The sequence below is a fragment of the Pseudomonas sp. 2725 genome (genome assembly GCF_050434585.1).
GTDB classification, from domain to species: domain Bacteria; phylum Pseudomonadota; class Gammaproteobacteria; order Pseudomonadales; family Pseudomonadaceae; genus Aquipseudomonas; species Aquipseudomonas jessenii.
The window spans coordinates 225,411-239,280 of sequence record NZ_JBNDIV010000007.1 but is presented as its reverse complement, the minus strand read 5'-3'; the positions used below and the strand labels follow the sequence as shown (position 1 = coordinate 239,280).

General features: G+C 60.8%; 10 protein-coding genes. 1 reads left to right on the top strand and 9 read right to left on the bottom strand.

Going from position 1 to position 13,870, the window contains the following annotated elements:
• Window positions 1–163: 163 nt before the first annotated feature.
• From ABIE16_RS21175 to glnE, 9 genes are all read right to left on the bottom strand, one after another.
• Complete coding sequence (locus ABIE16_RS21175; RefSeq protein ID WP_079246814.1) at window positions 164–499, bottom strand: YceK/YidQ family lipoprotein; 336 nt, start codon at window positions 497–499, stop codon at window positions 164–166.
• A 227-nt stretch (window positions 500–726) separates the two neighbouring features.
• Window positions 727–2,178, bottom strand: coding sequence for a lipopolysaccharide kinase InaA family protein (locus ABIE16_RS21170; RefSeq protein ID WP_429521868.1), 1,452 nt, complete (start codon window positions 2,176–2,178; stop codon window positions 727–729).
• The gene (locus ABIE16_RS21165) at window positions 2,178–2,930 is read right to left on the bottom strand and encodes a lipopolysaccharide kinase InaA family protein (RefSeq protein ID WP_090452769.1); all 753 of its coding nucleotides are present in this window, start codon (window positions 2,928–2,930) and stop codon (window positions 2,178–2,180) included. Before ABIE16_RS21165 ends, ABIE16_RS21170 begins: the two co-directional genes overlap by 1 nt.
• Window positions 2,927–3,661 carry a lipopolysaccharide kinase InaA family protein gene (locus tag ABIE16_RS21160; protein ID WP_429521867.1) on the bottom strand — a complete coding sequence of 245 codons (735 nt, stop codon included), beginning with the start codon at window positions 3,659–3,661 and terminating at the stop codon, window positions 2,927–2,929. The genes ABIE16_RS21165 and ABIE16_RS21160 overlap by 4 nt, the downstream gene beginning before the upstream one ends.
• The gene (rfaP, locus tag ABIE16_RS21155) at window positions 3,661–4,467 is read right to left on the bottom strand and encodes a lipopolysaccharide core heptose(I) kinase RfaP (RefSeq protein ID WP_429521866.1); all 807 of its coding nucleotides are present in this window, start codon (window positions 4,465–4,467) and stop codon (window positions 3,661–3,663) included. Before rfaP ends, ABIE16_RS21160 begins: the two co-directional genes overlap by 1 nt.
• Window positions 4,468–5,589, bottom strand: a complete 1,122-nt coding sequence (locus ABIE16_RS21150; protein ID WP_429521865.1) for a glycosyltransferase family 4 protein — start codon at window positions 5,587–5,589, stop codon at window positions 4,468–4,470.
• Window positions 5,589–6,650 (bottom strand): lipopolysaccharide heptosyltransferase I, encoded by a 1,062-nt coding sequence (waaC, locus tag ABIE16_RS21145; RefSeq protein WP_429521864.1) that lies wholly within the window; start codon window positions 6,648–6,650, stop codon window positions 5,589–5,591. Before waaC ends, ABIE16_RS21150 begins: the two co-directional genes overlap by 1 nt.
• A gap of 1 nt (window position 6,651) precedes the next feature.
• The gene (gene waaF, locus ABIE16_RS21140; RefSeq protein ID WP_057712291.1) at window positions 6,652–7,686 is read right to left on the bottom strand and encodes a lipopolysaccharide heptosyltransferase II; all 1,035 of its coding nucleotides are present in this window, start codon (window positions 7,684–7,686) and stop codon (window positions 6,652–6,654) included.
• Between the two features lie 206 nt (window positions 7,687–7,892).
• Window positions 7,893–10,832, bottom strand: a complete 2,940-nt coding sequence (gene glnE, locus ABIE16_RS21135; protein WP_429521863.1) for a bifunctional [glutamate--ammonia ligase]-adenylyl-L-tyrosine phosphorylase/[glutamate--ammonia-ligase] adenylyltransferase — start codon at window positions 10,830–10,832, stop codon at window positions 7,893–7,895.
• 383 nt (window positions 10,833–11,215) lie between these two features.
• Between glnE and aceE the strand changes: the two genes are divergently transcribed.
• Window positions 11,216–13,861 carry a pyruvate dehydrogenase (acetyl-transferring), homodimeric type gene (gene aceE / locus ABIE16_RS21130; protein ID WP_057712293.1) on the top strand — a complete coding sequence of 882 codons (2,646 nt, stop codon included), beginning with the start codon at window positions 11,216–11,218 and terminating at the stop codon, window positions 13,859–13,861.
• The last annotated feature ends 9 nt before the right edge of the window (window positions 13,862–13,870 follow it).

Below are 13,870 nucleotides of genomic sequence, written 5' to 3'. Positions count from 1 at the left end.
GGTCTAGCCTCTTTAGTCTGCATGCAGGCGCAAGCGCCTCAAAAATTAATGTGCCCTCGCAATGAGCGAGAGACAGCTAAAGGGCGGGATTATAGCGTAAAAGCGGCGGCAAACCTCTAGCAGCAAGCGGCATGCAACCACGGCCGGGACCTCACGGCATTTTTTATCCGCGCGCAGGCCGCCAATAGATGGAGATACTGCCGTCCACGCTTTGCCGGTAAATCGTGTACGGCAAGACAACGGTATCCAGCGCGCCAGACACGGCCAGGTCCACCAATACGAGCGGCACAAGGATACCCGTAGGGTCTGGCGGTGCATTCAAGACACAGAAGTCGTAGGCAAGGCCGCTGTAGACCCGTGGAATGGATTGGCAATAGGTCTTTTGCCGACGCAGCCCCTGCGCGGCTTGGGCTTCATCCTGCAGGACGGTGGCGGCGGTCCCGCACCCCGTTAGCGACACTGATAAAACACCCGCTGAAACTGCCATTTTGATCGTCACTGCCTGCCCTCCGAGAACGTCAGGCAAACTAGCATCCGGGCGATTTGGGCCACAGTTCATGACTTCCCAAGATCGCGTAGGACGGTTCACAAGAACTTGTCTGCTTTCTCGGTGGCAGTACCGGCCTCATCGCGAGCAAGCTCGCTCCCACAGTGGTTCTCGGCCGCACACAAAATATGTGCCCGACAAAGATTCAGTGTGGGAGCGAGCTTGCTCGCGATAGCGGTTTAAGCAGCGCTGGAGATGTCTTTGGGAAGACGCTGATCGATGACCTGATAAAGGGCACTGCCTTCAGGCCAATTGCGCATGAACCGCGCGCGATCCCTTGCATACGCCGGGGAGAAACTGCCGAGGGAGCCGTGCTGGCACATCGAATCGAGGTCGATCAACGCCCAGCGATCCTGCTGCCAGAACAGGTTATGCCCCTTGAAGTCGCCATGGCTGATGCGTAGACGAATCAACTCGGCGAACAGATGATCCAGTGCCGCCAGCTCGGCTTCCGGCGCATCACCACGCTCCACATACGGCGCAAAACGCTCGATGATGTCCGGCCCCGGCAGGTACTCGGTGATCAGGTAAGCCCGGCTACGCAGCCACAGGAAACGCTTTTCCAGCAACGCCAGCGGCTTGGGCGTGGCAATCCCGAGGAACGCCAGGCGGTTGCCTTCGCGCCATGAATGCCAGGCCCGGCTCGGGCGCCAGAAGCGCTTGAGCCAGTGGGCAAAACCCTTGATGTTGTAGCGTTTGATCACCAGCGTGCGGCCATCCACCTCGACCTTGCCGACGCTCGCCGCACCGCCGGTCTTGTACAGGTGCCCCTGATCGAGCAAGGCATCGGCCTGCTCCAGCACAGGCACCATCGACGGCACTTCCTCGCGGCGAATCGCCCGTAACCCGAAGGCTCCGCGCTGGACGCTGAACAGCGTGCACTCGCGGCCGACCTTGATCAGGAAGTCCTTGAGGCGCCAACTGCGGACCTTGTCGATCTGCTTCTGCAACGCCTCCATGGGTAAGGCGTGTTCGCCGTTGCTAAGCAGGTAATACACCAGCAACTCTTCAATGAAGGGTTCAATCGACTTCGGCAACTGGGCGAAGAACACCCCGAGGTTTTCCAGGACCTTCTGCCGGGACAGCGGCTGGCCAGGTGTCTCGCAGCAGATACCTGCGCCATCGATCAGGTACAGGCGACCGCCCTGACGCAGCAAATTGTCCAGGTGCAGGTCTTCCTGCCACAGGCCCTTGCGATGCATCTGGCCGATCGCGCCCAACGCCTCGGCCAGCACCGCCCCTTGCCCATCGGACAGTACGGGCTGCTGCTCCACCTGCTTCCAGATGTCGCCCAGGCTTTCGGCATGCTCAAGGAAATCAAACAGCAGCCAGCCACCCTCGCCGTCCTTCAGGCCATCGGCCAACAGCTGCGGCGTGGTCAGCCCCTGGGCAGAGAGCAGGCGCACGCCATCCAGTTCACGCTGAAAATGCCGTGCAGCCTTGCTGCCGACCAGCAATTTGGCCAACACCGGCCGGCCACGCCAGACGCCGGCACCGACATAACGCTGCCCCGGCAACACCCGCAACAGGCTCAGCAGTTGCAGTTCGGCGGGGCCGGCGGCGTCGGCCAGCGAAACGCTCAGCGGCAAAACGGGAGTGCGGCCTGCGGTCTTCAGTTCGGATAAACGCATCAGCGCGGCCTCTTTTGGCTACGCCGCGCAGTCAATCGCTGCAGCCAGCTATCGATCAGCGAGCTGTCCTGCGGCTGATCCAGATAGGCGGCCAGCAATTGCCGCAGTTGCGACTCGCCCCACTCGGGCGCACGGCGCGTCAGCGGCTCCAGATCCTTGATTCGGTCACGCTGCCCGTACAGCAGCGGCCGGGTCTTTTCCAGGTCGATCAATTGAGCCTGATAGCCGTTGCCGGTGGCGCGCATGAAAATGTGCTTGGGATAGAAGCACCCATGCACCTGGCGTGCGGCGTGCAGCTGCCGGGCCAGTTCGCCACTGGCCTTGAGGATTTCCGAGTGCTGCTCAGGGCTCAATTGAGTCCAGCGCTGCAACAGCGAGTCGAGGTCGTCCCAACCGTCCAGCGCACGGGTCAGCAGGATCGCACGGACCTCGCCATTGACCTTGCGCTCCCCGTAGAACACCGCTTCGAGCGCCGGAATGCCCATCTTCCGGTAACGGGAGATGTTGCGAAACTCGCGAGCGAAACTCGGCTCGCCGAACGGTGCGCGCAAGGTGCGGGTCAGGTAGTTGCTTTGACGCTTGAGGTAGAAACCATGACCTTCCAGGTCCAGCCGAAACACGCTGCTCCAGCCGCCGCCACCGGTGTTGGGTTCGTCCACCGCATCGAGCTGTTTGGTCCAGAGTGCCTCGAACGTGCCGAGGCCATGGCGCTCAAGCAGCGCACGGTCTTCAGCGGCCAGAAAGTCAGTCATTCGCGTCCCTCGAAAAATCTCACCACGTGCCGGATGCGTTTTTTGTCCGCAGCGTTGAGCCGGGTCCGGTTGCGGTATTGCAGGTAAAAGCGCAGGCGCTGTGTAGCCGACAATTGATATTTGGCGACCTTGTCCAGGCACGCCAGATCCTTGGTAATACGGTACTTGAGCCAGAAACCGCGCCAGAAATCGCCGTTGGGGCAATCGATCAAAAACACTCGAGCCTGATCGTCGATCAGCAGGTTGCGCCACTTCAAATCATTATGGGTGAAGCGGTGGTCGTGCATGGTCCGGGTGTATTGGGCCAGCTGACGACTGACGGCATCGACCCAGGCGCGGTCCGACAGCTTCGGGTCGCGGCGCTCGGCCAGTGCCGACAAGTCCTCGGTACCCGGCAGCTCCCGGGTAATCATCGCGCCGCGAGCGTAGGCCGCACCGCGCCGCTCCAGCCCCCAGGCCACCACTTCGGCAGTGGGGATACCCCACTTGGCAAAGCGCTTGAGGTTCTGCCATTCCATCTTCACCCGAGGCTTGCCCAGGTAACGCCGCAAGCCTTTGCCGGCGCCCACATACCGTTTGACGTAATAGTTGACGCCATTGCGCTCGACACGGATGACCTCCGAGAGCGCGTCACGGGTCAAACGCTCGCCTTGCAGCGCAAACACAGCCTCGAGGCTGCCGAAGTCATCGGCCAGCTCGCTGTAGGCCGGTTCCAGCTTCCAACCCGACATCAGAGCGCATCCCCGTATCGCTGTTTACGCTCGTAGAGCTTGTTGGCCTTGCCATCGAGCCATGCCAGCAAAGCTGCCTCGTCACACAGGATCTGTCGTAGCGGCTGCTGGAAATAGCCTTTGAGGAAACGCAGCTTGTCGCGGCGGGTCAGGCCGATGTCCAGCGCGGAAAAGTACAGGGCAGCCAGGTCCTTGTTGCGCCAGCGCAAGGTGATCGCCGGGCGAGTCTGGGCACGGTGCAGGTCGATCACCGAAAGCTTGAAGTCGTCGGCGGTCACCGGTTTGTCGGTGTGCAGCAGGAAATGGCAGATGTAGCAGTCGCGGTGGTTGACCCCGGCGCGGTGCATCATGCCGGTCATGCGCGCAACTTCGGCGATCAGTGCGCGCTTGAGTTTTGGCTCCGGTGGCTGCCGGGTCCAGTTGATGCTGAAATCTTCCAGGCTGACCGTCGGCGCCAGCTCTTCGGTGACGATGAACGAATGTTGATCGGCCGGGTTACGGCCCTTCTCGCCATACGCGACAGCGGTCATGGTCGGCACGCCGACTTCCTGCAGGCGCTGAATCGCCTTCCACTCCTGACCGGCACCCAGTACAGGAAGCTTGGCAGTCAGCAGGTTCTTGAATATTTCGCCCCAGCCGATGCCACGGTGGATTTTCACGAAAAACCCGTTGCCGTCGACTTCCGTGCGTAATGTCCGGCGTGCTTCCAGCTCGCGGTACACCTCGCCCTTGAGCCCCTCGACTTCGACGAACGGGTCGCGTCCGGCCCAGAGGCTCTTGAACGGTTCAGCCAGCATCAACTTCATTTAAGCGTGCTCCGCCAGAATCACATCCGCCGCGTGCTGCGGCATGCTGTAGAGGTCGGCCGTTTCGGCGAAGGCCAGACCATTGCGGCTCCAGGCCGCCCTTGCTTGAGCGTCGTTCAACATGCCGGTCAGGTACTGCGTCAGCTGTGCCTGATCGAAAGGTTCGTCCAGCACCAGGCCAGCATCGGCCTCGGCGATGTAATGGGCGTAACCGCACACCGCGCTCACCAGCACCGGCAAGCCGGCCACCAGGGCTTCGAGCAGCACGGTGCCGGTATTTTCGTTGTACGCCGGGTGGATCAACAGATCGGCACCCAACAGGAAACGCGGAATGTCACTGCGCCCTTTGAGGAACGTGACGTTGTCACTCAGCCCCAAGGTCGCGCTCTGCATCTGGAATAACTTGGGGTCATCCTGGCCAATTACAAACAGCCGGGTGCGCTTCCTCAAATCGGCAGGTAATGCCGCCAGTGCCTTGAGGCTGCGATCGACACCCTTGGTCTTGAACCCGGAGCCGATCTGCACCAGCAGCAGTTCATCGTCCTTGAGATTGAATTCAGCGCGGAACCCGGCACGAATTTCATCGGCATCGGCCGGCCGACGACGATCCTGGGCGATACCCGGTGGCAGCAGGTGAAAGCGCTCCAGCGGCGTGTCGTAATGCTTGATGAACAGCGGTTGCTGGACCTCGGAAATCATCAGCACTTCGGTCTTCGCCTCTTTGGCAAACACCGCCCGCTCGTATTCGGCGAAGTGGCGATAGCGGCCCCAACGGCGATACAGCGAGTTACGCAGGTTCTGCGCCTTGTCTTCGAAACAGCCGTCGGCGGCGTAGTAGACGTCCAGGCCCGGCATCTTGTTGAAGCCGATCAGGCGGTCGACCGGGCGCTTGGCCAAGTCCGCTTCCATCCATTCGCTGAGCTTTTCGTTGCGCCGATGGTTGAAGAACGCCTTGACCGGCGCCACCAGCACTTCGAAACCCGGCGGTACGTCGCCTTCCCAAATCAGCGTGTAGACGCGAATCTGATGGCCGCGCTTCTGGCACTCCAGGGCGATTCGCATGAAATCGCGCTGCAAGCCGCCAAATGGAAAATACTTGTACAAGACAAATGCCAATTGCATCAGCGCAGCTCCTCAGCCATTAACAACGTGCTCAGTCGGCTCGCGACACGCTCGGGATTCAGACGCGTGAAGCACAACGGCCACTCGCGTTTCAGGTCAAACTGACGGGCATCTTCAGCCGTCGGTTGATAAGTGCATTTCTTTTGCAGGCACGGCGCACAAGGGAAGTCGCTGGCCAGGTGAATCTGCACCTTGCCATAGGCGCCGGTCAGGCCCGGATTGGTCGGGCCGAACAGCGACAGCGTCGGCACATCCAGCGCGGCGGCCAGATGACCCAGACCGGTGTCCACCGCCACGCAGGCCTGTGCGCCCGCCAGTACCTTGCCGACACCGGCCAGGTTCAGTTTGGGCAACACTTCGGCGTGTTTGAAACCGGCTGCGATGCGCTCGGCCCGGGCTTTCTCCAGCGCATTGCCCCACGGCAGTTTCACCCCTACGCCCAGGTAGCCGACCCGCTCGGTCAGCTCACGCCAATAGGCTTCGGGCCAGTGCTTGGTGTCCCAGGTGGTGCCGTGCAGAAACACCACGTACGGATTCTTGCGCGGCAATTCCACCAGGCGCTCGATATTCAGGCCGTAGTCACCCAGGCCTTTGGGCAAGTCATAGCCCAACGCGATGGCGAACAACTGACGCACTCGCTCCACCGCGTGCTGCCCACGGGCAACGGCCAGGCGTCGATCGTAAAAGCGCGCAGCGATGGGTTCGCGTGCAGAGTTTTTATCGAGGCCGGCCACCGGCGCCTTGACGTAACGGGTCAGCCAGGCGCTTTTCAGCAGGCCCTGGGCGTCGATCACCAAGTCATATTTCGTGGCGCGAACGCTTTGCTTGAAGCGCTTCCACTCACCGCTCTTGATGGTCTGCCAGATGTTTTTGCGCCAGCGACGTATCGCCACCGGAATCACCTTGCCCACCGCCGGATGCCAGCTCGGGATCTCGGCAAAGCCTTCTTCCACCACCCAGTCGAATTTGATGCCGGGGATCGCCCGCGCCGCGTCGGTCAACGCCGGCAACGCATGAATGACGTCCCCCAGCGAAGAAGTCTTGATCAACAGAACCCGCAAGCTATTTGACCTCGACCGGAGTGCCTTGCAACCGCTGCAGGGCTTCGTTCACCGCTTGCGGCATGAGTTGGCGCAAGCAGTTGTAATGGCCGAAACGGCAGGTGCGGTCGAAGCATGGGCTGCACTCGATGCCCAGACGAACGACTTCGACGTGCTCGGCCAACGGTGGCGTGAAACCTGGCGACGTCGAGCCGTAGACCGCCACCAATGGGCGATTCAGGGCGGCGGCAACGTGCATCAGGCCGGAGTCGTTGGACACCACCGCATCGGAGCAGGACATCAGGTCGATGGCTTCGGCCAGCGAGGTGCCGCCGCTGAGGTTGACCGATTCTTCACGCAGGCCGGGAATCAGCCGCGCGCGGATGTCTTCGCCCACGGCGTGGTCGTTTTTCGAACCGAACAGCCAGACTTGCCAGCCTTCGCGGATCTTCGCTTCGGCAACCTTGGCGTAATGCTCGGACGGCCAACGCTTGGACTCACCAAACTCGGCGCCGGGGCACAGGGCCAACACTGGGCGGTCGAGGGTCAGGCCGAACTTGGCAAGCGCCGCTTCGCGGGTAACCGGGTCGATCTGCAGGCTCGGACGTGGATACGGCTTTGGCAACTCAAAGCCCGGCTCGTAAGCCAGGGCCATGAAGCGCTCGATCATCAGCGGATAACGATCCTTGTCCAGCGTGCGCACGTCATTGAGCAGGCCATAGCGAAACTCGCCACGCCAGCCGGTGCGCTTCGGGATGCCGGCAAAGAACGGCACCAGCGCCGACTTCAGGGAATTGGGTAACAGGATCGCCTGGTCGTACTGGCCAGCCAGGGATTTGCCGATGCGCCGACGCGTTGCCAGTTCCAGGACACCGTGACCGAGCGGAAAGCTCAAGGCCTGGCGAACTTCGGGCATGCGCTCAAGAATCGGCCGGCTCCACTCGGGGGCCAGCACGTCGATTTCGCATTGCGGGTGGCGTTGTTTCAGACACTGGAAAAGTGTCTGCGCCATCACCATGTCACCGACCCAACTGGGCCCAACGATCAGAATTTTCATGTGGTTTCCATAAACGAACCGGGGAGGCCTACGCCTCCCCGCCTCGAAAATTCTACAGAACAACGCAAATCTACTACTGTAGGAGCGAGCTTGCTCGCGATGAACCTGAAAACTCCGCGGGGTGTCAGGCTCGCCGCGTTATCGTTAACGACCATCGCGAGCAAGCTCGCTCCTACAGGGAATATTGGCGTATCAAATATCCCGTTTCAGCTTAGCCCCAGCTCACGCCAGATCCGCATGACCTGCCGCCGTTCGTCCGCGAACTGATCGCCCGGAATCACCCCGGGGTCCTTCTGCAAGGCCTGCCGGTGGGCGGCGGAACGGTACGCTTTATACGCTTCACGCAACAGGCTGGCATCTTCGACGGGCATCAGCCCTTCATGCTCCAGCTCTTCCAGAATGCGGATGTTGTCCGTCCAGCGTAGCAATGGCGGGTGTGTTTCGGACCACGCCAGGGCCGCGTATTGCACCATAAATTCAATATCGACGATACCTCCGGCGTCCTGCTTGATATCGAACGGCGCCGTGGCTTCGAAGGCATTTGCCCCGGTGCCGGCCGCGGTGCTCTTGCTGCCGAGGTTATCGCGCATCTTGGCACGCATCTCGCTGACTTCCTGGCGCAGGGTCGGCAGATCACGTGTTTTACCCAATATCGCGGCACGGACTTTCTCGAAGGCCTGGCCGACATCCTGACTGCCCACCAACACCCGCGCGCGCACCAATGCCTGATGCTCCCAGGTCCAGGCCTCGTTTTCCTGATAGCGGGCAAACGCGCCCAGGGAACTCACCAGCAAGCCCGACGCCCCGGACGGTCGCAGACGCATGTCCACTTCATACAACTGCCCGGAGTTGGTCTGCGCCGTCAGCAAGTGAATGATCCGCTGCCCCAATCGGGTGAAAAATTGCGCGCCATCGATGGGTTTGGCTCCATCGGTTTCAGCCTGTGGATCGCCATCGTGGATGAATACCAGGTCCAGGTCCGAACCATGCCCTAGTTCCAGGCCGCCGACTTTCCCATAACCGACAATGATGAAGCCGGGATCGCACAAGGTGCCATCGGTGCGCAGCGGCGTGCCGTACTTGGCCACGGTTTGCCGCCAGGCCAGTGCCAGCACTTGCTCCAGGATTGCCTCGGCGAGCCAGGTCAGGTAATCGCTGACTTTCATCAGCGGCAGGCTGCCGGCGATTTCCGAGGCGGCCACTCGCAAGCGGTGCGCCAGCTTGAAATGGCGCAGAGCTTCCATTTGCTGTTCGAGGTCGTCCTCGGGAATCCGCGTCAGGCGCTCGCGCAACTCTGCCGCCAGTTCTGGCGCCAGTGGCGGCTTGAACAGCCGGCCTTCGTTGAGCAATTCGTCGAGCAGCAGCGGGAAGCGGGTGATTTGCTCGGCGATCCACGGGCTCGCCGCGCACAGCGTCAGCAAACGCCGCAACGCACTGGGGTTCTCGGTCAACAGCACCAAGTACGCGGAACGACGAGCCACGGCTTCGACCAGCGGCAGCACCCGTTCCAGTACCAAGTCCGGATTGTCATGTTCCACGGCCTGTGCCAGCAAACGCGGAATAAAAGCATCGAGACGTTCGCGACCCAGACGCTGCATCGCCCTCAATTGCGGGCTGCCGCGCAAGCCAGCCAGGGCTTTCAAGGCTTTTGGGGCATCCTTGAAACCACCCTCTTCCAGTTGACGGCAGGCGGCCTCATCGTCCTGGGCCTCCTCCCACAGCGGCAACCACTCACCGCCGACCACCACTTCGCTTTCGGCGCCCTGTTCTTCATCGGGATCGGCGATCACCTGCCCGAAGTGCCAGGCCACTCGGCCGCGCCAATACATCAGTTGTTCGTGGAACGCCGTCCAGTTCGCGAAGCCCAGCATAAAGGCAATGCGCGCCTGATCCTGCTCGCCATCGGGCAACATTTGCGTCTGGCGATCGGCAATCGCCTGAATCGCGTGTTCGGTGTAACGCAGGAATTCGTAACCTTCACGCAGCTCGCTGATCACGTTCGGCGGCAGGTACCCCTGACCTTCCAGCGTGCTCAGCACCTTTAATAGTGGGCGCTGCTGCAAGCTCAGATCGCGGCCGCCGTGGATCAACTGGAACGCCTGGGCAATAAACTCGACTTCGCGAATACCGCCGGAACCGAGCTTGATGTTGTCGGCCATGCCCTTGCGCCGCACTTCCTGCTGGATCAGCTGCTTCATGGTGCGCAGCGCTTCGATGGCGGAAAAGTCGAGGTAACGCCGGTAAACGAATGGCCGCAGCATCTCTTGCAGTTGCGCGCCGGCTACTTGATCCCCGGCCACCACCCGCGACTTGATCATCGCGTAGCGTTCCCAGTCGCGCCCCTGGTCCTGGTAATACTGCTCCAGCGCGTTGAAGCTCAGCACCAGCGCGCCCGCCGAACCGTAGGGACGCAAACGCATGTCGACGCGAAATACAAAGCCGTCGACGGTCATCGGGTCCAGAGCCTTGATCAGCCGCTGGCCCAGACGGATGAAAAACTCCTGGTTATCCAGCGGGCGTTTGACGCCAACTGTTTCGCCACCCTCGGGATAGGCAAATATCAGGTCGATGTCCGATGACAGGTTCAGCTCCACGGCACCGAGCTTGCCCATGCCGAGAATGACCATCTGCTGCGGTTCGCCGCTGCGCCGCCCGGTCGGCACGCCGAACTGCTGGCAATGCCGCACGTACAACCATTGATAGGCCTGATCGATGCTGGCATCGGCCATGTCCGAAAGGTCGCGGCAGGTCTGGATCAAATCGGCCTGGCGGGTCAGGTCGCGCCAGATGATCCGCACCTGATGGCGTGCACGCTGGCGGCGCAAGGCGCGGCCAAGCTGATCATCGGTCTCGGCCACGTTCGCGGCGGCCGCGATCTGCCCGCACAACTCACCGGGAGCGAAGCCGCGGTCCAGTTCGCCGGACTGCACCAACCCCAGCAACATCAAAGGGTCACGAACACACTGTTCAATCACGAAATCGCTGGCGGCGGTGACGCGGGCAAATTGCGCCCAGCGTTCCGGCGTCCAGGCAGACAGCCCGTGGTCATCGTCCAGAGCGGCGACGGCAGCCCGGAACGACTGCTCGGCACGGGTGACAAACGGCAGGAGAATGGCGGGCAGTTCGGCAAGCGAGGGGAGGCTCATGGTCTATCCTTGATCGGCGTGCAACGGGCTGCATGTAGTGGTTTTCGAAAACCCACTACCTGAGGGAGTGTCGAACAAAAGTTAGAAATAGCTGAAATTTCTTTTATTTTGGCAGCCAGCATCAAGCTTTTACCTTTTGTAGTTGGAAAAAGACCAACCTTAACGATTATTCTCACAACGCAGCCGGGGGCCACAAGCCGCTCTTCTGTAGTTTTACTACTCGTATATACATTAGACGGGCTGAAATGCCGGATGATTTGTAGTAAAACTACACGCCGCCGGAACAACCTGTCGGCAATCCAAGAATTCATAACGTCTGCCCACAAGGCCAGTCGCTAACTCAGGCAACCGATTCTGGTAGCCTTTCCGCCCTGGAGCAAGCCATGCAAGACCTCGATCCCGTCGAAACCCAGGAATGGCTGGACGCCCTGGAATCGGTTCTCGACAAAGAAGGCGAAGACCGTGCTCACTATTTGATGACCCGTATGGGTGAACTGGCGACCCGCAGCGGTTCGCAGTTGCCTTACGCCATCACCACGCCTTACCGCAACACCATCCCGGTAACCCACGAAGCACGCATGCCTGGCGACCTGTTCATGGAACGCCGCATTCGCTCGCTGGTACGCTGGAACGCGATGGCCATGGTAATGCGTACGAACCTGAAGGATTCTGACCTCGGCGGTCACATCTCCAGCTTCGCCTCCAGTGCGACCCTGTATGACATCGGCTTCAACTACTTCTTCCAGGCCCCGACCGAAGAACACGGCGGCGACCTGATCTACTTCCAGGGCCACACCTCGCCAGGCGTTTACGCCCGCGCATTCATGGAAGGCCGCATCACCGAAGACCAGATGAACAACTTCCGCCAGGAAGTCGACGGTCAGGGCCTGTCGTCCTACCCGCACCCTTGGCTGATGCCTGACTTCTGGCAGTTCCCGACCGTATCCATGGGTCTGGGCCCGATCCAGGCGATCTACCAGGCACGCTTCATGAAGTACCTGGAACACCGTGGTTTCATCCAGCCAGGCAAACAGAAAGTCTGGTGCTTCCTGGGCGACGGCGAGTGCGACGAGCCGGAATCCCTGGGCGCTATCTCCCTGGCCGGCCGCGAGAAGCTGGACAACCTGATCTTCGTCATCAACTGCAACCTGCAGCGCCTCGACGGCCCGGTTCGCGGCAACGGCAAGATCATTCAGGAACTCGAAGGCGTGTTCCGCGGTGCTCAGTGGAACGTGACCAAAGTCATCTGGGGCCGTTTCTGGGACCCACTGCTGGCCAAGGACGTCGACGGCATCCTGCAACGCCGCATGGACGAAGTCATCGACGGCGAGTACCAGAACTACAAAGCCAAAGACGGCGCGTTCGTACGTGAACACTTCTTCAACACGCCAGAACTCAAGGCGATGGTCGAAGATCTGTCCGACGACGAGATCTGGAAACTCAACCGTGGCGGCCACGACCCGTACAAGGTCTACGCGGCGTACCACGAAGCGGTCAACCACAAAGAACAACCGACCGTCATCCTGGCCAAGACCATCAAGGGTTATGGCACCGGTGCCGGCGAAGCGAAGAACACTGCGCACAACACCAAGAAAGTCGACGTCGACAGCCTGAAGTTGTTCCGCGACCGCTTCGACATCCCGGTCAAGGACGATGAACTGGAAAACCTGCCATTCTTCAAACCGGAAGAAGGCAGCGCCGAAGCCCGTTACCTGAGCGAGCGCCGTACCGCACTGGGCGGCTTCGTACCTCAGCGTCGCGCCAAGAGCTTCAACATCCCGACCCCGCCACTGGAAACCCTCAAGGCGATCCTGGACGGCTCGGGCGACCGCGAAATCTCCACCACCATGGCCTTCGTGCGGATCCTCGCGCAACTGGTCAAGGACAAGGAAATCGGTCCACGCATCGTACCGATCATCCCGGACGAAGCCCGTACCTTCGGTATGGAAGGCATGTTCCGTCAGCTGGGCATCTACTCCTCCGTCGGCCAGCTCTACGAGCCAGTCGATAAAGACCAGGTGATGTTCTACAAGGAAGACCAGAAGGGCCAGATCCTCGAAGAAGGCATCAACGAAGCGGGCGCCATGAGCTCCTTCATCGCTGCCGGTACTTCGTACTCCAGCCACAACCAGCCGATGCTGCCGTTCTACATCTTCTACTCGATGTTCGGCTTCCAGCGTATCGGCGACCTGGCCTGGGCCGCTGGCGACAGCCGCACCCGTGGCTTCCTGATCGGCGGCACCGCCGGCCGTACCACCCTGAACGGTGAAGGCCTGCAACACGAAGACGGTCACAGCCACCTGCTGGCCGCGACCATCCCGAACTGCCGCACCTACGATCCAACCTACGGCTACGAGCTGGCGGTGATCATTCAGGACGGCATGAAGAAGATGACCGAAGAGCAACAGGACGTCTTCTACTACATCACCGTGATGAACGAGTCGTACCAGCAGCCAGCCATGCCGGCCGGTGCCGAAGAAGGCATCAAGAAAGGCATGTACCTGCTCGAAGAAGACAACCGCGAAGCGGCGCACCACGTTCAGCTGATGGGCTCCGGCACCATCCTGCGTGAAGTCCGTGAAGCAGCGAAGATCCTGCGTGAACAGTTCAACGTCGGCGCCGACGTGTGGAGCGTTACCAGCTTCAATGAACTGCGTCGCGACGGCCTGGCCGTTGAGCGCACCAACCGTCTGCACCCTGGCCAGAAGCCTAAGCTGAGCTATGTGGAAGAGTGCCTGAACGGCCGTCAAGGTCCGGTCATTGCCTCTACCGACTACATGAAACTGTTCGCCGAGCAGATCCGTCAGTGGGTACCGTCCAAGGAATTCAAAGTCCTGGGCACCGACGGTTTCGGCCGCAGCGACAGCCGCAAGAAACTGCGTCATTTCTTCGAAGTCGACCGTCATTTCGTGGTGTTGGCAGCCCTGGAAGCACTGGCTGACCGTGGCGATATCGAACCTAAAGTGGTGGCTGAAGCCATCGCCAAGTTCGGGATCGACCCGGAAAAACGCAACCCACTGGACTGCTGAGGAGAGATT

What these genes read in the sequence shown, in the direction of transcription:
- aceE (WP_057712293.1), top strand. Translation starts at nt 11,216, where the DNA reads ATGCAAGACCTCGATCCCGTCGAAACCCAGGAATGGCTGGACGCCCTG.
- ABIE16_RS21170 (WP_429521868.1), bottom strand. Translation starts at nt 2,178, where the DNA reads ATGCGTTTATCCGAACTGAAGACCGCAGGCCGCACTCCCGTTTTGCCG.
- ABIE16_RS21150 (WP_429521865.1), bottom strand. Translation starts at nt 5,589, where the DNA reads ATGCAATTGGCATTTGTCTTGTACAAGTATTTTCCATTTGGCGGCTTG.
- waaF (WP_057712291.1), bottom strand. Translation starts at nt 7,686, where the DNA reads ATGAAAATTCTGATCGTTGGGCCCAGTTGGGTCGGTGACATGGTGATG.
- ABIE16_RS21165 (WP_090452769.1), bottom strand. Translation starts at nt 2,930, where the DNA reads ATGACTGACTTTCTGGCCGCTGAAGACCGTGCGCTGCTTGAGCGCCAT.
- rfaP (WP_429521866.1), bottom strand. Translation starts at nt 4,467, where the DNA reads ATGAAGTTGATGCTGGCTGAACCGTTCAAGAGCCTCTGGGCCGGACGC.
- glnE (WP_429521863.1), bottom strand. Translation starts at nt 10,832, where the DNA reads ATGAGCCTCCCCTCGCTTGCCGAACTGCCCGCCATTCTCCTGCCGTTT.
- ABIE16_RS21160 (WP_429521867.1), bottom strand. Translation starts at nt 3,661, where the DNA reads ATGTCGGGTTGGAAGCTGGAACCGGCCTACAGCGAGCTGGCCGATGAC.